This window comes from Streptomyces sp. NPDC058371 (assembly GCF_042723265.1).
Taxonomy (GTDB): domain Bacteria; phylum Actinomycetota; class Actinomycetes; order Streptomycetales; family Streptomycetaceae; genus Streptomyces.
Genome location: NZ_JBHXJC010000007.1, coordinates 135,084 through 156,302 on the forward strand (window position 1 = coordinate 135,084; position 21,219 = coordinate 156,302).

Genomic DNA, 21,219 nt, shown 5'->3' on the forward strand with positions numbered 1-21,219 from the left:
GTCCGCTCGCTCCGGCCGGTCCGCCCGCGCGGCCCGCGCGGCACGGGCGGCACGTGCGGCGGACCTACAGGGCCCGCGATGCGTACGCCCTGACATCCGCGTCGGTGTCCGACGTGGCCGTGGCGAGGGCGGCACGCGCGCCCTCGTGGCCCCCGGCGTGCCGTACGAGCGCCAGGACCGCTGCCTTGCGGACGTCGGCGTTCGGGTCGGCGAGGGCCTTGGCCAGGGCGGGGACGGCCGTGTCGGAGTCCCCGGCGGACAGGGCGGTGGCGGCGCCCGACCTGACCTGCCAGGCAGGGTCGGCCTGGGCGGCGACGGCACGGGCGGCGAGGGGCGCCGGGCATCCGGTGGTGGCCAGTGCCTCGTAGGCGGCGCCGCGGACCAGGGGGTCGGGGTCATCGGTGAGCCGGGCGAGTGCGCCCTCGACGAGGCTGCCGCGGCTGACGCCGGCCAGGGCCTTGGCCACGGTGACGCGGACCTCGCGGGAAGGGTCGTCGACCGCGGACAGCAGGGGTACCGCGTGGTCCACGGAGACCAGACCTCGTACCGCCGCGATGCGTACGGCGATGTCGGGGTCCTCGAAGGCGTCGGCGAAGATGTCCGGCTCGCCGAGGCGCAGGGAGCGCAGGACGTCGAGGGCGGTGGTGCGGACGAGGGGGTCGTTCTGGGCGTTGTTGCGGGCGTCGTTGCGGGTCAGGGCGTCGATGAGGGTTTTGTGCAGGGCCGGTTCGGGGGTGAGGGTTTCGACGAGCTCGCGCAGTGAAGCCGCCGCGGTGGCACGCACATCGCCGTCGGCGTCGACGAGTGCGGCTCCGATGGCCGGGCCGGTGCCGGGTGGGGCCGTCTCGGTGAGCAGGGTGACGGCGGCCCGGCGGACGGACGGTTCAGGGTCGGTCAAGTAGGGCTGGAGAGCGGTGAGTTCGGGCTCGATGTCGGCGAGGGCGAGGAGTTCGAGGAGGCGGGGTGAGGCGGCGTGGTCGCTGCGGCCGACGGGACCCGGGGAATGGTGGGCGGCTGCCGGGCGGGCGGCGACCGGTGCCGCGTCCCGTGCGCCGGCCGTGGCCACACCCTCCGGGTGGACCTCGCCGAGGTGGCGGGAGGGGCCGCCGGACGGGGTGAATTCGGTGACCGGGACGAGATAGGGAGCCACGGGACGGGCCGTGAACTCCATCGCACCAGAGGGGGACTTGTGCAGATCGAGGTGGTGGAACCAGTCGGCGTCGTTTCGGACGGGGTGGTCCGTGCGGTCGTGGTAGAGACCCCAGCGGGACTCCGTGCGCGCGAGCGAGGCGCGGGCGGCCATCTCCGCGCAGTCGCGGATGAAGGTGACCTCGGCGCACCGCATCAGTTCGTGCGGGGTGCGGGCGCCCATCTCCGCGATGTCCGTGCGCATCCGCTCGAAGGCTTCGAGAGCGAGCGAGAGACGGGCACCGGACTTGGGCGGCGCGACGTAGTCGTTCACGAAGCGGCGGAGTTTGTACTCGACCTGGGGCTGGGGCGGGCCCTCCGGGTTGTGCAGCGGGCGGTAGATCAGATCGTGCGCGTCGCGCAGCTGGTCGTGCGGCAACTCGCCTTCGTAGGGGCGGTACTGGGCTGCGTCCGCGCCCGCGAGGTCGCCGAAGACGAAGGCGCCGATCATGTAGTTGTGCGGGACGCAGGCCAGGTCCCCGGCGGCGTACAGACGGGGCACGGTCGTGCGGGCCTGGTCGTCGACGCGTACGCCGGAGGCGGAGTGGCCGCCGCACAGGCCGATCTCGGAGATGTGCATCTCGATGTCGTGAGTGCGGTAGTCGTGGCCGCGGCCGGCGTGGAAGGTGCCGCGGGTGGGGCGTTCCGTGGTGTGCAGGATGGATTCGAGTGCGTCGATCGACTCTTCCGGCAGATGGCTCAGCTTGAGGTACACCGGTCCCCGGTCGCTGGCGATCTCCGCGGCGAACTCGGCCATCATCCGGCCCGACCAGTAGTCGGAGTCGACGAAGCGTTCGCCGTGTCGGTTGACCTGGTAGCCGCCGAAGGGGTTGGCGACGTAGGCGCAGGCGGGCCCGTTGTAGTCCTTGATCAACGGGTTGATCTGGAAGCACTCGATGCCGGAGAGCTCGGCGCCGGCGTGGTAGGCCATGGCGTAGCCGTCGCCCGCGTTGGTCGGGTTCTCGTAGGTGCCGTAGAGGTAGCCGGAGGCGGGCAGGCCGAGGCGGCCGCAGGCGCCGGTCGCGAGGATGACGGCACCCGCGCGGACCGAGACGAAGCCGCCCGTACGGGTGTTGAAGCCCGCGGCGCCGATCGCCCGGCCGTCGGCGCCGGTCAGCACCCGCACCGGCATGACACGGTTCTCGATCCGGATCCGCTCGCGCATCTCCCGGCGCCGCAGCTGTCGGTAGAGGACCTTCTTGACGTCCTTGCCCTCGGGCATCGGCAGCACATAGGAGCCGGAGCGGTGCACCTGGCGGACCGCGTACTCGCCGTGCTCGTCCTTCTCGAACTTCACGCCGTACGACTCCAGGCGCTGGACCATCGCGAAACCGCGGGTCGCCGTCTGGCGGACGGTGGACTGGTCGACGATGCCGTCGTTGGCGCGGGTGATCTCGGCGACGTAGTCGTCGGGTTCGGCACGGCCGGGGATGACGGCGTTGTTGACACCGTCCATGCCCATGGCGAGGGCGCCGGAGTGCCGGACGTGTGCCTTCTCCAGAAGGAGGACATCGGCCCCGCGCTCGGCCGCGGTCAGCGCGGCCATGGTGCCGGCCGTGCCGCCACCGATGACGAGGACGTCGCAGGTGAGTTCCTCGGCGTCCGAGAGGGACGGGATCTCCACGGGGGTGCCTTTCGGGTCTTTCGACTGCTGAGGGAAGGGGCGATGGGGCCGGGGGAGAGGAGCGCCCGGACCCGTCAGCCGCTGAGTGAGGTGAGGACTTCGCGTCGCAGGGCCCGGCGCGCCGGGTCGTCGTGCGCCGAGCGGTCCCGGGGGTGGGGCACGTCCCGGACGTCGAGCAGCCGGCCCGCGCCGAGCAGGGCGACGCGGTCGCCGAGGAACAGGGCCTCGTCCACGTCGTGGGTCACGAAGAAGACGGTGGCGCCGGTGCCGTGCAGCACGTCGACGAGGAGGTCCTGCATGCCGGCGCGGGTCTGGACGTCGAGTGCGCCGAAGGGTTCGTCCATCAGGACGGCCCGGGGCTGCCCCGCGAGGGCGCGGGCGAGCTGGACGCGCTGGCGCTGGCCACCGGAGACGCGGTGCGGCAACTGCCGTGCGTGGTCCGCGAGTCCGACCCTGGCGAGCCAGGCTGCGGCCTCGGTACGACGCTCGGTGCGCGACAGCCCCTTGATGGCGAGCGGCAGTTCGACGTTGGCGCGCAGGGTGCGCCAGGGGAGGAGCGCGTCCTCCTGGAAGACGAGTGCGCGGTCGGCCCCGGGACCCACCAGGGGGCTGCCGTCCTGGGCGACCGATCCGCTGAGCAGCGGCAGCAGTCCGGCGAGGGTCCGCAACAGCGTCGACTTGCCGCATCCCGAGGGACCGACGACGGTGAGGATCTCGCCGGGAGGGATGTCGAGGGCGACGCCGTGCAGGACGGGGGAGCCGGGGCGGCCCAGCGAGGCGTCCGCGAAGGTGAGCCGGGTGCCGTGGGGCCGGGCGGCGGTCACCGACCTGCCTGTGCCGCTCCCCTCGGAAGACGTGCTCGTCCTCCCGGAAGACGTGCTCGTCGTCCCGGATGACGTGCTCGTCGTCCCGGATGACGTGGTCGTCGTCCCGGAAGGCCTGCTCGTGGGCTCGGACGCGCTGTTCTTCGCCTCGGAAGGGGTGCTCATCGCCTCAGACGAGGTGCTCATCGCGCACCTCCTTTCCGGACGCGGTCACGGTTGCCGGAGCGGGCCGGGTGAGGGGCGTGGTCCTGGGGGAGCGCGGTCGTGGGCCGGGGACGTACTCCGTGCGTGGCAGCCATCGGGTGAGCCATCGGCCCAGGCGTTCGACGGCCGTGGAGGTGACCCACCCGAGCACTCCGATCGTGACCATGCCGACGAAGACGCCGGGGTAGTCGACGACGGTGTAGTCCTGCCACGTGCGGTAGCCGACCCCGTACTGGCCGGAGATCATCTCGGCGGAGATGACACAGATCCACGAGACGCCGATGCCGACCGAGAGGCCGCCGAAGATCCCGGGGAGGGCGCCGGGCAGGACCACCGAGCCGAGGATCCGCCATCGGCCGCCGCCCATCGTGCGTACGGCCTCCTCCCACACGGGTGTCAGCGCGCGCACCGCGTGCCGGGTGGAGACCAGGACGGGGAAGAAGGCGGCGGTGCAGGTGATGAAGACGATGCCCTGTTCGTTGCTGGGGAACAGGAGGATCGCGACGGGGACGAGCGCGATGGCGGGGATCGGCCGGACCACTTCGAGCACCGGTCCGAGCAGGTCCTCCGCGAGGCGGGAGCGGGCCACGGTCACACCCGTGGCGATGCCCAGCACGGCCGCCAGCAGGAAGCCGGTGAGGATCCGGGTGAGGCTGTCGGTGAGATCCGTCCAGTAGTCGTCGCCGCCGAGCCGGTCGCCGAAGGTGCGGGCGACGTCGACGACGGTCGGGAACTGGGAGAAGCGCAACCAGAGATCGACGTTCAGGCTGGTCAGCAGCTGCCAGGTGGTCAACGCGGCGGCGAGCGACGCGGCACGCAGGGCATACCGCGCGAGAGAGCCGACGCTCGCGCCCGGTGCCGTGTCCTGGGGTGGGCGGTTGGCGCTCGCGCCCGGCTTGGTGTCCCGGTTCGTGCGGTTGGCGCTCGCGCCCGGTGTCGCGTCCCGGGGCGGGCGGTCGGCCGCCGCGCTCGGCAGCGCCCGCGTGGCGCGGGAGTTCCCGGCCGGTTGCCCGGTCATGACGCCCGGTCCAGGGCATCGGCGTACGAGACGGTACGTGCGCCCTGGTGGTCCGCGACGTACGCCCGGGCGGTCGTCGCGGTGACGAAGGGGAGCAGGGCGTCGCCGTCCGCCACCCACACGGCCTTGTCCGCGAACCAGAGGGTTCCGGTGGTGGCGTCGGGGACGTAGGCGGCCCGGACGGAGGCGCGGTGGGCGGAGACGTACCGGAGCAGGGCGGAGGGGGAGTCGTAGGTGCGTGTTGCGGTGGAGCCCTTGGGCCACACCTCGCTCGCGGCGGGCGCGGGCGCGGCGGCGAGCTGCCGGGCGTATGCGGAGGAGCCCAGTGCCTTCTTGACGTACCGGTCGTCGACGAAGGCGTCCACGTCGACGTCCCCGACGAGCTTCGCCGACTTCAGGACCGACACGTCCTTCTTCAGGGCGGAGATCAGCTGGGGCCTGAGGGCCGGACCGAAGGTGGCGATGCCGTGCGTACCGTTGTAGAGGTAGACGACCTCGGCGGGCAGGCCGGTCGCCTTCGCCACCTTCTCGGCCGCGGCCACGGGGTGGTCGTGGAGGTAGTCCGTCGCTGTGGCCTGGGCCTTCAGAAAGGCCTCCAGTACGGCCGGGCGCTTCTTCGCGAAGTCCTCGCGGGCGGTGACTCCGTGGAAGGTGGGCAGGTTCAGCGAGGCGCCGTCGTACAGGGCCTTCGCCTTGCCCTGGTAGGCGAGCAGGCCGGGCCAGGCGACGAACTGGGAGAGCGCGTCCGCGCTGCCCGCCGTGAGGGCCGAAGCGCCCACTGCGGGCTGCTGGTTGAGCTTCTCGATGCCCTTGTCCGGGTCGATCCCGGCCCGTTGGAGCGCGCGCACGAGGGTGCCGTCGGCCGCCGACCCGACGCTCGTCGACACCTTCTTGCCGCGCAGGTCGTCGAGGCTGCCGAGCTTCGAATCCGGTGCGGTGACGATGGTGTTGAGGCCGCCGCGCAGGTTGTAGCCGGTGACCGAGACGAGGTGGGTGGGGCGGCCGAGCTGGGTGCCGCGGGCCGCGTTGATGAGCAGGGGGAAGTCGCCCATCGACCCGATGTCGATCTTCCCGGCGGTCATCTGGGCGGTGATCGGGGCGCCGGTGGCGTAGTCCTGCCAGTCCACCTTGTAGGTGGTGCCGTCCCCGAGGGCGTTCAGCTCCTTCTCGAAGGAGCCGAGCGAGCGCAGGAGGGTGCCGGCCGTGACGGTGTTGATCGTCTTGGACTGGTAGCCGACGGTGACGGTGACCGTGGAGCCGGCGCCTGCCTCGGCTTCGCCGCCGCAGCCGGCGAGCGGGAGGAGGAGGGCGGCCGTGGTGACTGCGACTGCCGTGCGTTTCATGGGAGTTCAGGCCTCTCGCCGGAGCGGATCGACGGATCAGCGGAGCAGGTAGGGCATGTTGACCGTGACGGCTCCGGTGGGGCAGCGGGCGGCGCACGGGCCGCAGTACCAGCACTCGTCGACGTGCATGTAGGCCTTGCCGTTGCTCTCGTCGATGGCGAGGGAGTCCAGCGGGCACATGTCGACGCAGAGCGTGCAGCCGTCGATGCACTTCGACTCGTCGATGGTCACGGGCACGTCGGCCCGCTGGGGCGCCAAGGGCATGGCTGTCTCCAGGAATCAGTACGTCGGGAATCAGTACGTCAGGAATCGGTACGTCAGGGCTCGGCGAGCCGGGACTCAGGGCGTCAGGGAGCTGCGCGTCTGGGCTCAGGGCGTCAGGGATCTGCGTGTCGGGGGCCGGCGTGCCCAGGGGGCCCGCCGGGATTACCGGGAGCGGTGCAGGAGGCCGCTCATGGTGATGCGGTCGCCGCGGAAGCGGATGAACTCCAGGTCGACGGGGCGCCCGTCGGCGAGATGGGTGAGCCGTTCCAGCATCAGCACGGCGGTGCCGCGCGGCGCGTCCAGTACGGCGGCGGAGTGCGCGTCCGCGTTCACGGCCTCCAGGGTGATCTCGGCGTGCCCGAGGGGCCGGCCGGTGATCGTTTCCAGGAGACGGAAGACGTCCGTGTTCTCCAGGTCGGCGCCGAGCAGGGCGGTGCCGAGGTCGAGCGGGATGTAGGTGAGGTCGAGGGAGAGGGGAAGACCGTCCAGGCGCCGGAGGCGTTCGATGTAGAGGACGTCGGCGCCGGCCGGTACGCGCAGGCGTTCGGCGACCGGGGCGGGGGCGGCGACGGGACCGACGGTCCGCACCTCGTTGCTGACCCGGCCGTGAGCGCGCAGGGTCTCCGCGAGTCCCATCAGCCGGTCGAGTCCGTGCGGGTACTTCTGCGCGACGACGACGGTGCCGACGCCCGGGAGCCGGTCCACCAGCCCCTCGGCGCGCAGCAGGTCGAGCGCCTGGCGGACCGTGTTGCGGGACGCCCGGTAGTCGGCGCCGATGGCCGTCTCGTGCGGCAGGGTGCCGTCCGGGAAGCCGCCGGTCAGCACCTGGTGGCGCAGCAGGTCGGCGAGTTGGCGGGCCCGGTCCGCGCGCAGCCGCCGCCGGTGGGCGGCGACGGTGGTCGCGCCGGGTCCGGCGTGCTCTCTGATGCGTTCGGCGGGCATGCGACGGACCATACCGAGGGGCCGCGGGCCGTGGTGTTGCCAGAGTGTTGCGCCACCTGCGCCCGCCCCGCGCGCGCCGCTGACCTGCGGTTGCGGCGGCTCAGAAGAAAGATCTGCCACCGCCGCGACCCGGCGGGATCAGCTCTTGGGGACCACCCGGCCCGACACCTCGCCCAGGCCCACCCGGGTCCCGCCCGGACCCGGCGCCCAGGCCGTGATGGTCACCTCGTCGCCGTCCTCGAGGAAGGTTCGCTTGCCGTCGGGGAGGTCGAGGGTGTCGCGGCCGTTCCAGGTCAGCTCCAGGAGGGAGCCGCGCTCGCGCTCCGTGGGCCCGCTCACCGTGCCGGAGCCGTACAGGTCGCCGGTGCGCAGGGACGCGCCGTTGACCGTCATGTGCGTCAGCTGCTGGGCGGCCGTCCAGTACATGGTGGAGAACGGCGGCTCGGCGACGGTGCGTCCGTTGATGGCGACGGAGATCCGCAGGTCGTAGCCGGCGGGGTCCTCCGAGGCGTCGTCCAGATAGGGCAGCAGGGGATGGGTGCGGGACGGGGGCGCCACGCGCGCGTCCTCCAGTGCGTCGAGCGGGGTGATCCACGCCGACACCGAGGTCGCGAAGGACTTGCCGAGGAAGGGGCCGAGGGGGACGTACTCCCAGGCCTGGATGTCGCGCGCGGACCAGTCGTTGAGGAGGCAGAGACCGAAGACGTGGTCGCGGAAGGCCGACAGGGGGACGGACGTGCCCATCGCGGAGGGCGCGCCGATCACGAAGCCCACCTCCGCCTCGATGTCCAGGCGGATGGAGGGGCCGAAGGAGGGGGCGTCGTCGGCTGGGGCCTTGCGCTGGCCCGACGGGCGGATCACCTCCGTCCCGGACACCACGACCGTGCCGGACCGGCCGTGGTAACCGATCGGCAGGTGCTTCCAGTTGGGGGTGAGCGTGTCCGCCGCGTCCGGGCGGAAGATCTGCCCCACGTTTCGGGCGTGGTTCTCGGAGGCGTAGAAGTCGACGTAGTCCGCCACTTCGAACGGCAGGTGCAGCGTCACTTCGGACAGCGGGCGCAGCAGGGGTTCGATGGCCTCCCGGTGGGAGGGGACCGTCACCCAGGCGGTGAGGGCACGCCGTACGTCGGACCAGGCGGTGCGGCCGGCGGCGAGCAGGGGGTTGAGGGTCGGCTGCGCGAGCAGTGCCTCGTACGGGGAGCCGAGCGCGCGGGCCGCGGCGCCCGCGTCGAGCACGTGGTCGCCGAGCCGGACACCCACGGTCCGCTCGCCGGAACCCGCCGGGGAACTCCCGGAACCCGCCGGGGAGTCCGCGGACCCCGCCGGGGAGAACACGCCGTACGGAAGATTGTGCGGACCGAAGGGGTCGCCCTCGGGGACATCGAAGGGGGGCATCCGGTGCTGCCTCGCTTTCGCGCTCGCCATGAGATCCGTGTGTTCCACGCGTTCCAAGTGGTCAGAGCACACGTTACGTGGGAGTGACGGCTGGAGTCAGGCCCAGTGACGCACCGCTCACCGTGCCTAAAGAGTTCGCAATGTCCGATTAGCCCTTGTGGGACGTGGCAATTCCGGCTTAGCGTCCTTTGGGGGACAACGGACGGGGTGGGTCCGGTCCGTAGGGGGGACACGTGGGGGGACCCGTGGCCGGGAGTGCGCGCGGAGTGCCGGTCGACGCCGACCGGAATGTTCCGGGCCTGATCGTGAAGTTCGGCAACTATCCGCTGCATCACGGCGGTGTCGGTGCCATCCGCAGCCTGGGGCGGCTCGGCATACCGATGTACGCGATCACCGAGGACCGTTACACGCCCGCGGCCGCGTCGCGCTATCTGCGCAGCGCCTTCGTCTGGCCGACCAGCGGGACCGAGGAGCCGGAGTGCCTGGTCGAGGGCCTGCTGCGCATCGGCCGCCGTATCGGCCGTCCGACGGTCCTCGTCCCGACGGACGAGGAGGCCGCCGTCCTGATCGCCGAGTACCAGGACGAGTTGGCCGGCCCTTTCCTGTTCCCGCGCGTGGACGCCAAGCTGCCGCGCCGCCTCGCGAGCAAGCAGGGGCTGCACGAACTCTGCGTGGAACACGGCATTCCGAGCCCGGCGGCCGCCTTTCCGCGGTCGTACGACGACATCGTGGCCTTCGCGGAGACGGCCCGTTTCCCGCTGGTGGCCAAGAACCGCGAGGCGTTCGTACGCCGCAGCCGGCCCGCGGTGAACGGGACGACGCGCATCGCGAACCGCGCGGGTCTGCTCACGCTCGCCCGCGACTGGGGTGAGCAGCCCGGCGTGATCCTCCAGGAGTACCTGCCGAGAGAGGATGCCGAGGACTGGATCGTGCACGGGTACTTCGACGCGGACTCGACACCGCTGGCGATGTTCACCGGGGTGAAGGTCCGCTCCTGGCCGCCGCACGCGGGCATGACGGCGAACGCGTACGTCGTCGACAATCCGGAACTCGCGGACCTCGCCGCGCGTTTCATCCAACAGATCGGCTTCACCGGCGTCATCGACCTCGACCTCCGCTTCGACCGCCGTGACGGGGCGTACAAGCTTCTCGACTTCAACCCCCGGATGGGCGCCCAGTTCCGCCTCTTCGAGAGCGAGTCGGGGATCGACGTGGTGCGGGCCCTGCACCTGGATCTCACCGGCCGCGCGGTCCCGAAGGGTGCCCAGCAGCCCGGCCGGCGCTATGTCGTGGAGAACATCGACCTGCCGGCCCTGCTCGCGTACCGACGCAGCGGCTACACGACCCCGCACGCGCCGGTCCGCGCGAGCGGTACGGAGCTCGCCTGGCTCGCGGGTGACGACCTGCGGCCGTTCTTCACCATGCTCGCGCGCTTCGTGCGGCCCGGCGCGAAGCATCTGTATCAGCTCTGGCGGACCAACCGCCGGGGCAGCGGCGCCGGTTCGACCGCCTAGCGGCCACCGGCACCGCGCACCGAAAAGGCACGGCAACACGACACGACACGACAGCAGCACGGCAGCGCGACACGAAAGCAGCACGACAGCAGCACGACAGCAAAGAATCACGGCGGCACGACACCAGCGAATCGCGGCAGTACGAGACGAGAGAAGCACAGCAGTACGACACGAAGTTGGCACGACCGCGCGAACCCGCGCGGCGCAGTACGTTCTGGGGAGGGGACTTCGTGATGCATCCGGTAGCAGTCATCGGCGCCGGCCCGTTCGGCCTGTCCACCGCCGCCCATCTGCGGGCGCGCGGCATTCCGGTACGTGTGTTCGGCGAGCCGATGGTGAGCTGGCGCGACCACATGCCCGAGGGAATGCAGCTCAAGTCGACCCCGGCCGCGTCGAACATCGACGCGCCCGGGCGTGGGCACACGCTCCTCGACTACTGCGACGCGTCCGGGACACCGCGGCTCGTCACGGACGAGGACATCATTCCGGTGGAGACGTTCATCGGGTACGGGGAGTGGTTCCAGCAGCGACTCGTGCCCGGTCTTGAGCGGGTGCGGGTGGTCGCGGTGGACCGCGGGAGCGACGGCGGTTTCGAACTCAAGCTGGACTCGGGGGAGTTGTTCACGGCGCGGGCGGTGGTCGTCGCGACCGGTCTGTCCGGGCTGGCCCACCTGCCCCCGGAGCTCGCGGGCGCCGCGGGCGACGGACCCACTCCGGCGGGCCCGGTCTCCCACAGCTCTCAGCACCACGACCTGAGCCGTTTCTCCGGCAAGGAACTGCTGGTCGTCGGCGCGGGCCAGTCCGCTCTGGAGACGGCGGCCCTCGCGGCGGAGGCCGGTGCGCAGGTGCGTGTGGTGGCCCGGGGCAAGGGAGCGGTCGCCTTCGGCGCGCCCCCGTGGCAGCAGCCCCGGCTGCGCCCGGAGTCCCCCTTCGGCCGCGCCTGGTCGCTGTACGCGCTCAGCTACTACCCCCACCCCTACCGCTATCTCCCGCCCCAGGCACGGCACTTCCTGGTCCGCCGCATCCTCGGTCCGCTCGGCGCGTGGTGGCTGCGCGACCGCTTCGAGGGCAAGGTCGAGGTCAGCGAGGTCCAGCGGATCGTCCGCGCCGGCACGAGCGACGGCCGCCCGGTCCTCGCCGTGCAGACCCTCGGCGGCCGGACGCAGGAGCTGGCGGCCGATCACCTGATCGCGGCGACCGGGTACCGGGTGGACATCGCGGCGATGGACTTCCTCGGCCACGAGCTGCGTACGCAGCTGGCGGTGAGCCGGGGCACGCCCAGGCTCGGCGCGGGCTATCGCTCCTCCGTCCCCGGCCTCTACTTCACAGGGCTGCCGGCGGCCGCTTCGTACGGGCCGGTGATGCGGTTCGTGTGCGGCACGGAGTTCGCGTCCCCGCGGCTGGCCGACCACCTGGCGTCGGCGCACGGCTGAGGGGCACACCCCGGGGCGTTCATGTCCCGGGGGACCCGAGCCCCCGAAGGGGGCGGTCACGCGAAGGCGCGAGGGGGAGGAACAGCGCCCCGATGGCGGACGCGGGAACAAGCGCGCCCGGCGAAGACCTCGGCGCCGGTTCAAGTGCGCCCGACGGGGCATTTGTTGATCATTTTCGGTCCGCCGCGGCGAGGTACGGCGTGACGGACGGGATACCGGACGTCGTCCGGTTCACGCCGGGCCGTTGAGACGTTCGATCCGTATTCTTCGGATCATGGCCGCTCCGACTGCATATTCACTCATCGCCACTGACCTGGACGGAACGCTGCTGCGCGGCGACGACACCCTCTCCGGCCGGTCGCGGGCCGTGCTGATGAGAGTGGCCGCGGCGGGGGCGAGGCACCTGGTGGTGACGGGCCGCCCCACGCCGAGGGTGCGCCCGCTGCTCGACGAACTCGGCAGCGAGGGCCTCGCGGTGTGCGGCCAGGGCGCGCAGTTGTACGACGCCGGAGCCGGCCGTCTGCTCTGGTCGGTGACCCTGGACCGGGAACTGGCCGAGACCGCGCTCGGCAAGATCGAGGCGGAGGTCGGGCAGGTCTACGCGGCCGTGGACCAGGACGGGGTGGACGGGCTCACGCTCATCGAGCCCGGCTATCTGATGCCGCACCCCACGCTCCCCGCGGTGCGGGTGCGCCGGCGTGACGACCTCTGGGCCGAGCCGATCAGCAAGGTGCTGCTGCGCCATCCCACCCTGACCGACGACGAGTTGGCGTCCGCGGCCCGGATGACGGTCGGCTCGCTGGCGACCGTCACCATGTCGGGCCCCGGCACCGTCGAACTCCAGCCATGTGGCGTGACCAAGGCGACGGGTCTGGCCCTGGCCGCGGACCACCTGGGTCTGCCGCCGTCCGCGACCATCGCCTTCGGCGACATGCCCAACGACATCCCCATGTTCGACTGGGCCGCCCACGGCGTCGCCATGGCCAACGCCCATCCCGAACTCAGGGCCGTCGCCGACGAGATCACCCTGTCGAACGAGGAGGACGGCATCGCGGCGGTCCTGGAACGGCTGTTTCCCGCTCCGTAGGCCGCGAAGACGTCCTCCACAGGTCGCGAAGGCGTTCTCCCCTGGGCCGCGAAGACGTTATCGCCGGGTCGCGAAGACGTCCTCAGCAGGCCCCGAGGGCTGCTCAGTAGGCGCCGAAGACGTTGTCGATCGAGCCGTACTTGTCGGCGGCGTAGTTGCAGGCGGCCGTGATGTTCGCGACGGGGTCGTAGGGGTCCATCGACGTGCCGGCCACGTGGTAGGCGGCGAACGTCGGGGCGATGACCTGGAGGAGCCCCTTGGACGGCGTACCGGCCACGGCGTTGGAGTCCCAGTTGTTGATGGCCAGCGGGTTGCCCGACGACTCACGGATGACGTTGCGGTGGATACCGTCGTATGTGCCCGGAATGCCCTTTTGGGCCATGATGTCCAGGGCTTCCTTGATCCAGCCGTCCAGGTTGTTCGCGTACGACTTCGTGGAGGTCGCCGTCGTCTTGGCGGCCGTGGAGGACTTCTCGGCCGCCTTGGCGGTCTTGGTGCCCACGGTCAGCTTGAGGCCCGGGCGGATCGTCGACGGGTCGCTGCCGATGACCGCGCGGTTGGCGTCGTAGATCTTCTTCCAGTCGCCGCTCGTGGAGTGCTCGCGCGCGATCTTGGACAGGGTGTCGCCGGCGGCCACCTGGTAGGTGACCAGCTGGACCTGCGGCACCGAGGCCTTCGCGGCCTGGACGGCCTGCGTGGTGGCCTGGGCCGGCTGGGCGGCGTGGGCGCTTGCGGCTCCCACGATGGGGAGCGCGAGTGCGGCTCCGCCCGTTCCGGCGGCGACGAACCCGCGGGTGAGGGGGGAGGTTCTGGGACGACGGTGCTTGCCTCGTGCGGCCATGACGAATTTCCTCTCGGGCGCCTGCGAGGTGAGCTGTCGGGTTCGGGCTGGAGGTGCCCGGTCGCACGACGACATGCGACTTAACCCCGAGCCGTTCCGGTGTGACCGGACCGGCGACTTACCTGGGTCCCCCGCTCCTGCCGTGCGTGGGTGGATGGGTGTTCCGGGCGGCGGCAGGATTCGGCGTTCCGCTCGGATCGACGCGAACGTATGCGAGAGCACATGTCGGGAACAAGGCCGGATTTCCCGTTGCACCCCGCTTGGCCACGTCATGACGTCGGGGGAAATCGCCCGATTAGACCGGAACGCGAAACTCAACTTGCCTTTCGCAAAGGGGAAATCGCTCGGCGGGGCAGGGCGCTTGATCCATTTCGACGTGACTCATTTCACGCGACCAAGCGCAAACAAAGGGGCGATGCAGGCAACTCGGGCATTACTCCGCGACGGTCCAGGCGGCCGAGCCCCTCGCCGGAGCCGGCCGGACCTCCCACACGGAGAGGTCCGTGTCCGGGTCGTCGTCCGGCAGCCGCCCCGCGTTGGGCCTGAAGTACAGCCCGTAGCCCCAGTACTCCGGGAGCTCGTGGCAGATCAGGTCGGGATACGGCGCGAACTCCCGTTCCGCGTACGCCCCGTTGATGCGTGCCACGGCCTCCGCCCGCGAGATCCCGAAGCGCGTGACCATCTCCTGGGCCATCTCCCGGAAGTACGCGAGCATCCCCGCGTCCAGGCCCATCAGGAATTCCTCGGTCCGCGCCATGTCCCTCCGCGCCCCGTCCCCTCCGCGCCCCGTCCCCGCCGTGTCGGTGCCTACCCAGCCGTGCGCGGGATTCTCCTCTCCCACGTCCGGTGGAAGACCACCTCGTCCCGGTCCTTGCAGATCACCTCGTTCGAGGTGATGAAGTCCGTTGCGTCACAGGTGATTTCGGAGCGGGTCTCGACCCTCGCGTCCCATCCCGTCTCCGGGCGGTGGAGGCGGACGGTCCACTCCGAACGGGTACGGGCCGACAGGGGATCCGACTCGTCGATCGTGTAGGTCTCCAGGGCGTCCTCGGTGAACTCCAGGCCGTCGGGGTAGACGCGCGTGCCACCGTAGCGCGGGTCCACCTCGAGGCGCCGTTCGCCCTTCGCCACATCGCGGACGACCAGCCGCTCCGGGCGGGGTTCGTCCAGCGTCGCCGGAACGACGACGCCCAGCGGCGCGGACTCCTCGGGCTCCTCGAAGGTGATGGACGGGTCCGACTCCCTTGCCCGCACCGGCAGTTCGAGCAGACTGCCCTCCGGGTGCAGGGTGAAGCCGGCGTCCGAGCCGGGCTGCGGCCAGATCCACGGCCAGTACGCCGACGAGACGGCCAGCCGGATGCGGTGCCCCGCCGGGAAGGCGTGCCCGATGCCGTTCAGCTCGAAGGTCACGTCCTGGGTCTCGCCGGGCGGCCACTCCACCGCCCGGTCCCGGCCCTCGCGGGCGGAGAGGTTCAGCACGCCGCGCGTGACGAGCGTCGACGCCCCGTCCGGGAAGACGTCGCAGACCCGCGCGATCACCTGCCCCCGCGGCGCCGCGGAGGTCAGCCGCAGCCGGACCCGCGGCCGCCCCAGCACCCAGGTCTCCGCCGGCACCTCGAACTCGAAGCACGCCGACTTCGCGTCCTCCTCGCGCTGGTCCGGCGGCAGGTCGGCGTCGTTGCCGAAGGGGAAGAAGCGGCCGGCGTCCAGGCCGGTGTGCTGCGGCGAGCGCACCGGCACGGGCGCGCCCTCCAGCGCGTACGCGACCGGGGTCACCGCGGGGGAGGGCCACGCGTCGTCGCCCACCCAGCGGCCGGGCAGGGTCGGGTACACCGTGGCCGGCGGATGCGAGTCGCTGATGTACGAGCGCAGCAGCGGCTCGGCCATCACGCCGGCGCGGGCGGCCGGTGTCTCGCCTTCCGTGGTCACGCCGGTGCCGCCCGCACGGGCACCGTCTTCCGTGATCGCGTCGGCGCGGGCCGCACGGGTCCCGTCTCCCGTCGTCACACCATCGCGGGGCTCCCCGGTACCGACCCCGACCCCGGCCCCGCCGGCGTCGGTACCGGTGCCGGCGCCTGCCTGCCCCGTGTCCCCCGCCTCGGCGTCCGCGTCCCCGGTCGCCCCGTCCTCCGTCGCCCCGTCCTCCGTCGGCCCGGCTCCGCCCTCGGACCCCGGCTTCAGCCAGTGGTCCCACCAGCGCAGCGTCTCCTGGAGGAAACCGATCGCCGGGCCCGGCGGCAGCCCCCGGTCCGGGTACTGGTGGGACCAGGGGCCGATCAGTCCCCGTACCCGGTCGGACGGCAGGTGCTCCACCAGACGCAGGACCGTGTCCCGGTACGGGTCGTGCCAGCCGCCCACCGCGAGGACGGCCGCCCGGATCGCGCCGTAGTCCTCGCACACGCTGCCGTGCCGCCAGTACGCGTCCCGGGTCTGGTGGTCCAGCCAGGTGTGGATGAAGGGGTCGACGGCCTCCAGGCGTTTCACCCACATGTCGCGCCACATCACCTCGCCGACGTACGCCGGGTCGGGCGGCCGGCAGACGAAGGCGAGCATGGTCGACGCCCAGGCGTGCATGTCGACGGCGAGGACGGAACCGCCCATGTAGTGGACGTCGTTGTCGTAGCGGTCGTCCGTCGAGCAGACCGTGACGATCGCCTTGAGCGGTTCGGGCGCGCGGGCCGCGATCTGGAGCGAGTTGAAGCCGCCCCAGGAGATGCCGAACATGCCGACCCGTCCGCTGCACCAGGGCTGGGCCGCCAGCCAGTTGACGACCTCGACCCCGTCGGCCAGTTCCACCTCCGCGTACTCGTCCGCCGGCATGCCCTCGGAGTTGCCGTGACCGCGGACGTCCACCCGGACGGAGGCATAGCCGTGACCGGCGTACCAGGGATGGCGCTGCCAGTCGCGGGGCGCCGTCCAGTCCGTCAGGCGGTACGGGAGGTACTCGAGCAGGGCCGGTACCGGCTCGTCGGTCAGCGGCCGCCACACGCGTGCGTACAGGCGGGTCCCGTCGGGGAGCGGGATGAGGACGTCCTCGTGGGTCGTCTCGTGCGGGAAGGCGGTACGGATGCGCGGGCTCACAGGGTTCATCGGTGACCTCAGTGGACGGGGTGCATCGTGCGGCGCAGCCAGGGCGCGAGGGCCATCACGGCCAGACCCGCGGCCACCGCGATCGCGCCGTTGACACCGAAGTAGGCGGGCTTGGAGACGTCGTCGTACAGCTTCACGGTCTGCGCCTGGATGCCGTTGGCGAGCGCGAGGGACAGGAACCAGAGGGACATCGTCTGGCTGGCGAAGGCCCGGGGGGCGAGCTTGGTGGTCGCCGACATGCCGGAGGTCTCCAGCAGGATGTCGCCGAGCCCCAGCAGGAGGTAGGAGCCGACGATCCACCAGGCCGACATCCGGTAGGCGTCGCTGCTGTGGCCCGAGGTGGGCAGCACCATCAGCAGGAACGAGAGGCCGCCGAGGACCACGCCGATCGCGATCTTGTTGGAGGCGTGCGGCTGACGGTGACCCATCCGGACCCACAGGGCGGCCACCACGGGAGCCAGGCCGACCTCGAAGGCGCCGAGCGCGGACGCGTACCAGCTCGCCGGGAAGTCGAAGCCGAGGATCGTCGACTCGGCGTTCGACGCGGCGAGCAGCATCATCGTCGAGTACGCCTGGAAGAGGATGAAGTTGAACACCGTCGAGGCGAGGAAGAGCACGATGTACGGGCGCAGCCGGCCCCGCTCCTCCGCCGTCACCCGGGGGCTGGCGAACATCACCGCGAAGTAGACCACCGGCGCGATCACCGAGATCAGGGTGAGCAGGTCCACGAAGCGGCCCATGGTCAGCCATCCGGCGGTGGCCAGCAGGAAGGCGAGCGCGGCCAGGGCGACGAGTCCGAGGACGATCAGCCGGACCGCCCGGCGCATCGCCTCGGGCGCGAGCGCGAACTCCGCCGCGTGTGTGCGCCCGGCCAGGTGACGGCGGCCGGCCACGTACTGGATCAGTCCGAACGTCATGCCGACCGCGGCGGCGGAGAAGCCCCAGTGCCAGCCCTCGTGGTCGCCGAGCCAGCCGGTGATCAGCGGTCCGGCGAAGGCGCCGATGTTGATCGCCATGTAGTAGAGCGCGAAACCGGCGTCGCGGCGGTCGTCGTCGGTGCGGTAGAGCTTGCCGACCATGGTGGCCACGTTGGGCTTGAGCAGGCCGGTGCCCGCGCTGATCAGGCCCAGACCGGCCCAGGTCATGGTGGCGGTCGGCACCGCCATGGCGTAGTGGCCGCAGGCGATCAGGATGCCGCCCCAGAGGACCGAGCGGTACGAGCCGAGGATGCGGTCGGCGAGCCAGCCGCCGGCCACCGAGACCAGATAGACCAGCGTGCCGTAGGCGGCGGAGACCGAGGCGGCCGTGCCCGCGGCCATGCCCATGCCGCCGTGGGCGACCGTGTCGGCGAAGTAGAGGACCAGGATGGCCTGCATGCCGAGGAACGAGAAGCGTTCCCAGACCTCCAGGCCGGAGAGGGTCAGCAGGCCCCGTGGCTGGCCGAAGAAGGCGTGGTCGTCGCCGGGCGGCGGCACGTCGGGCCCGGACTCCGGCTCGGGGCCGGGCCCGGTGTCGACGGCGCTTCGGGGCACGGGAGCCTTCCGCCAAGTCGGTGCATGTCCGGTGTTATCAGCTGATCAAGAACATACCGCTCGTGATCCGGTACCGCCCGGGCAGGACTGCGTCTCCCGGTCGAGGGAAGTCGGGAGAAGGGGCGGGTGGGCGCTCGTGGTGATCGAAACGTGACCGGATACGCTGACTTGAGTGATGGCAGCGACACATCGACAAACCGTGTCATCGACCGAATGATCGACCGAGTTCGCCATGTGATCGTCAGCAGACAGGAGAACCTCTCGTGACCGTCGTCGGGCCGTTCGGGCTGAGCGTGCGGGACCAGGCTCTCGAAGCCGATGTCCAGGCCGGATTGGCGGCTGTCGAGGAGGGTTTGCTCGAAGCCACCAAGAGCGAGGTCCCCTTCATCACGGAAGCCGCCCAGCACCTGGTGCGTGCGGGCGGGAAGCGGTTCAGGCCGCTGCTCGTGATGCTCGCCGCGCAGTTCGGTGACCCCTACGCGCCGGGGCTCGTGCCCTCCGCCGTGGTCGTCGAGCTGACCCATCTCGCCACGCTGTACCACGACGACGTGATGGACGAGGCGGAGGTGCGCCGTGGGGTGCCCAGCGCCAACACCCGCTGGGACAACTCCATCGCGGTCCTCACCGGCGACTTCCTCTTCGCTCGCGCCTCGCACATCCTGGCCGACCTCGGCCCCGAGGCCGTCCGTGTCCAGGCCGAGGCGTTCGAACGGCTGGTCACCGGGCAGATCCTGGAGACCGCGGGGCCGCGCGACGGGCGGGACCCGGTCGACCACTACCTCGACGTGCTCAGCGGCAAGACCGGCTCCCTGGTCGCCGTGGCCTGCCGGTTCGGCGCGATGATGTCGGGCGCCGACGAGACGGTCGTCGACGTGCTGACGCAGTACGGCGAGCGGCTCGGAGTCGCCTTCCAGCTCGCCGACGACGTCCTGGACATCGCGTCCGACTCCCACGAGTCGGGGAAGACCCCGGGCACGGACCTGCGCGAGGGGATCCCGACGCTGCCGGTGCTCCGGCTGCGCGAGCGCGTGGAGCGGCTCGGGCTCGCCGAGGACATCGCGCTGTGCGAGCTGCTCGACTCCGACCTCACCGACGACGCCCGGCACGCCGAGGCGCTCGCCCGGCTGCGGGTCCACCCGGCGCTGGAGCAGGCCCGCCGGGACGCGGTGCGCTACGCCGAGGACGCCCAGGCGGCGCTGGCGCCCCTGCGCGAGTGCGATGCCAAGGCGGCGCTCCTGGAGCTGGGCGACGCGGTGGTGCACCGAGCGGGTTAGTCCCTTCCGCCCGTGCGGCGCTTCCGTACGTGCGGTGCTTCCGCCCGTGCGGTGCTTCCGCCCGTGCGGTGTTTCCGTTCGTGCGGCGCCGGCCCGGTGTTTTCCGGGCTCGGCGCGCGGTGTCTGTCCGGCGCGACCCTTACGGGTCGGGGGAGACACCGCCCCTCCGTGTCATACCGCAGCAGTACGTGGAGTTGATCCCGGGGTCTGACGCTTCTTCCTGGCGGATTTGGTCAGATGGAAAGCACCACTCCTCATCAATTCGGGTGAGAATGGCGGCGCAGGGGTGGACGAGGACAGTGACTGAAGGCCGCCGCCGACGACGGAGGTAAGGGCACACATGGCACCGTACGAATCCGAGAGGACCACCGGGGCGCAAGGCCTGTCCGACGAGGCCGACGACGTGCGCGACGGCCGGCGCAAGGCAGCGCGGTACGTAGTCCCGGTCGCGGTGGTGGGGCTGGCGGTGGCGACCATCGGGCTCGTCCCGGCGCTCGCCGACTCCGGCGACCCCGACCTGCCGAAGATCACCGCGCAGCAACTCATCGAGAAGATCGCCAAGTCGGACACCCAGCAGCTGTCCGGCACGGTCAAGATCAGCACGGACCTCGGGCTGCCCAACCTGGGCGGTCTGGAGAGCAGCCTCGGCTCGGGAGCGGCCGGGCAGGGCGGCGGCTCCTCCGCCGACCCGTCGTCCAAGCTCATGGAGCTGGCCTCGGGCACCCACACGCTGCGCGTCGCGGCCGACGGCCAGGACCGGGCCAAGGTCTCCCTGCTGGACAAGGCCGCCGAGTACAGCGTCATCCACAACGGCAGCGACGTCTGGGCGTACGACAGCAAGTCGAACGAGGTGTACCACTCGACCCCTGCCTCCGAGGGCTCGAAGAAGTCCGAGCGCCCCGAGAAGTCCAAGGACGTCCCGGCCACCCCCAAGGAGCTGGCCGACCAGGCCCTGAAGGCGGCCGACGACACGACCTCGGTGACCGTCGACGGCACTGCGCAGGTCGCGGGCCGTGACGCGTACAAGCTGCTCATCAAGCCGAAGCAGTCCGGCTCGACGGTCGGCGCGATCAGTGTCGCGGTGGACGCCAAGACCGGTACGCCGCTGAAGTTCACGCTCACCCCGGCGAGCGGCGGCTCCGCCGTCGTGGACGCCGGCTTCACCAAGGTCGACTTCGCGAAGCCGGCCGCGTCGACCTTCGACTTCACCCCGCCCAAGGGCGCGAAGGTCACCGAGGGCGACAGCGCGGCGAAGGCGCCGGAGCCCGACCGGAAGTCCGGCGGGGACTTCGCCCAGGGCCTCGACGGTCTGAAGACCATCGGCGAGGGCTGGAATACGATCGCCCGGTTCGACACCGGCGGCGAGGGCGTCCCGTCGGGGTCCTCCGGCAACAGCGACGTCTCCGGGTTCCTGAACTCCCTCGGCGACCACGTCTCCGGCAAGTTCGGTTCGGGCACGGTCTTCTCGACCCGCCTGGTCAACGCCCTGATCACGGACGACGGCAAGGTGTACGCGGGTGCCGTCACCAAGGACGCGCTGGTGAAGGCGGCGAACGCGGCCGCCAAGTAACCCCCCCGCCCCGGGGCGCGCGGGTACGGCCAACTCCGTACCCGCCCCGGGGCTCGCGGGCGCCCACCCGTACCAC

The 21,219-nt window shown here is 71.5% G+C and carries 16 protein-coding genes and 1 riboswitch; of the genes, 5 read left to right on the forward strand and 11 right to left on the reverse strand.

Going from position 1 to position 21,219, the window contains the following annotated elements; genetic code table 11:
- Positions 1-64: 64 nt before the first annotated feature.
- From ACFWM2_RS21970 to fahA, 7 genes are all read right to left on the reverse strand, one after another.
- Positions 65-2,812, reverse strand: coding sequence for a fumarate reductase/succinate dehydrogenase flavoprotein subunit (locus ACFWM2_RS21970; protein ID WP_383282346.1), 2,748 nt, complete (start codon positions 2,810-2,812; stop codon positions 65-67).
- Between the two features lie 74 nt (positions 2,813-2,886).
- The gene (locus tag ACFWM2_RS21975; protein ID WP_383282349.1) at positions 2,887-3,636 is read right to left on the reverse strand and encodes an ABC transporter ATP-binding protein; all 750 of its coding nucleotides are present in this window, start codon (positions 3,634-3,636) and stop codon (positions 2,887-2,889) included.
- A 169-nt stretch (positions 3,637-3,805) separates the two neighbouring features.
- Positions 3,806-4,858 (reverse strand): ABC transporter permease, encoded by a 1,053-nt coding sequence (locus ACFWM2_RS21980; protein ID WP_383282352.1) that lies wholly within the window; start codon positions 4,856-4,858, stop codon positions 3,806-3,808.
- On the reverse strand, positions 4,855-6,201 hold the full coding sequence (locus ACFWM2_RS21985) for an ABC transporter substrate-binding protein (protein WP_383282355.1): 1,347 nt from the start codon (positions 6,199-6,201) through the stop codon (positions 4,855-4,857). The genes ACFWM2_RS21980 and ACFWM2_RS21985 overlap by 4 nt, the downstream gene beginning before the upstream one ends.
- 36 nt (positions 6,202-6,237) lie before the next feature.
- Entirely contained in the window at positions 6,238-6,465 is a 228-nt protein-coding gene (locus ACFWM2_RS21990) for a ferredoxin family protein (protein WP_010986276.1), read from the reverse strand.
- Positions 6,466-6,627: 162 nt separating this feature from the next.
- On the reverse strand, positions 6,628-7,407 hold the full coding sequence (locus tag ACFWM2_RS21995) for a GntR family transcriptional regulator (RefSeq protein WP_383282359.1): 780 nt from the start codon (positions 7,405-7,407) through the stop codon (positions 6,628-6,630).
- 138 nt (positions 7,408-7,545) lie between these two features.
- Positions 7,546-8,802, reverse strand: a complete 1,257-nt coding sequence (gene fahA / locus ACFWM2_RS22000; protein ID WP_383282362.1) for a fumarylacetoacetase — start codon at positions 8,800-8,802, stop codon at positions 7,546-7,548.
- A gap of 266 nt (positions 8,803-9,068) precedes the next feature.
- On the opposite strand from fahA, the gene ACFWM2_RS22005 reads away from it, so the two are divergent.
- The 3 genes from ACFWM2_RS22005 to ACFWM2_RS22015 all read left to right on the forward strand — a co-directional run bounded on the left by ACFWM2_RS22005 (position 9,069) and on the right by ACFWM2_RS22015 (position 12,836).
- Positions 9,069-10,316 (forward strand): ATP-grasp domain-containing protein, encoded by a 1,248-nt coding sequence (locus ACFWM2_RS22005; RefSeq protein ID WP_383282912.1) that lies wholly within the window; start codon positions 9,069-9,071, stop codon positions 10,314-10,316.
- A 230-nt stretch (positions 10,317-10,546) separates the two neighbouring features.
- Entirely contained in the window at positions 10,547-11,749 is a 1,203-nt protein-coding gene (locus ACFWM2_RS22010; protein ID WP_383282365.1) for an FAD-dependent oxidoreductase, read from the forward strand.
- A 274-nt stretch (positions 11,750-12,023) separates the two neighbouring features.
- A complete protein-coding gene (locus ACFWM2_RS22015) occupies positions 12,024-12,836 on the forward strand; it encodes an HAD family hydrolase (RefSeq protein WP_383282368.1) in 813 nt (270 codons plus the stop codon).
- Between the two features lie 103 nt (positions 12,837-12,939).
- Here ACFWM2_RS22015 and ACFWM2_RS22020 read toward each other — a convergent pair whose 3' ends face one another.
- The 4 genes from ACFWM2_RS22020 to ACFWM2_RS22035 form a co-directional block, all read right to left on the reverse strand.
- Positions 12,940-13,677, reverse strand: a complete 738-nt coding sequence (locus ACFWM2_RS22020; RefSeq protein WP_383282371.1) for a transglycosylase SLT domain-containing protein — start codon at positions 13,675-13,677, stop codon at positions 12,940-12,942.
- A 3-nt stretch (positions 13,678-13,680) separates the two neighbouring features.
- A riboswitch (cyclic di-AMP (ydaO/yuaA leader) is annotated at positions 13,681-13,840 on the reverse strand.
- Positions 13,841-14,110: 270 nt separating this feature from the next.
- Positions 14,111-14,434, reverse strand: a complete 324-nt coding sequence (locus ACFWM2_RS22025; protein ID WP_383282374.1) for a hypothetical protein — start codon at positions 14,432-14,434, stop codon at positions 14,111-14,113.
- Between the two features lie 50 nt (positions 14,435-14,484).
- A complete protein-coding gene (locus ACFWM2_RS22030; RefSeq protein WP_383282376.1) occupies positions 14,485-16,767 on the reverse strand; it encodes a CocE/NonD family hydrolase in 2,283 nt (760 codons plus the stop codon).
- Between the two features lie 8 nt (positions 16,768-16,775).
- Positions 16,776-18,299 carry a peptide MFS transporter gene (locus tag ACFWM2_RS22035; protein WP_383282379.1) on the reverse strand — a complete coding sequence of 508 codons (1,524 nt, stop codon included), beginning with the start codon at positions 18,297-18,299 and terminating at the stop codon, positions 16,776-16,778.
- A 263-nt stretch (positions 18,300-18,562) separates the two neighbouring features.
- Here ACFWM2_RS22035 and ACFWM2_RS22040 point away from each other — a divergent pair, with 263 nt between their 5' ends.
- Entirely contained in the window at positions 18,563-19,573 is a 1,011-nt protein-coding gene (locus tag ACFWM2_RS22040; protein ID WP_383282382.1) for a polyprenyl synthetase family protein, read from the forward strand.
- Positions 19,574-19,913: 340 nt separating this feature from the next.
- Positions 19,914-21,143 carry an outer membrane lipoprotein carrier protein LolA gene (locus tag ACFWM2_RS22045; protein WP_383282385.1) on the forward strand — a complete coding sequence of 410 codons (1,230 nt, stop codon included), beginning with the start codon at positions 19,914-19,916 and terminating at the stop codon, positions 21,141-21,143.
- The last annotated feature ends 76 nt before the right edge of the window (positions 21,144-21,219 follow it).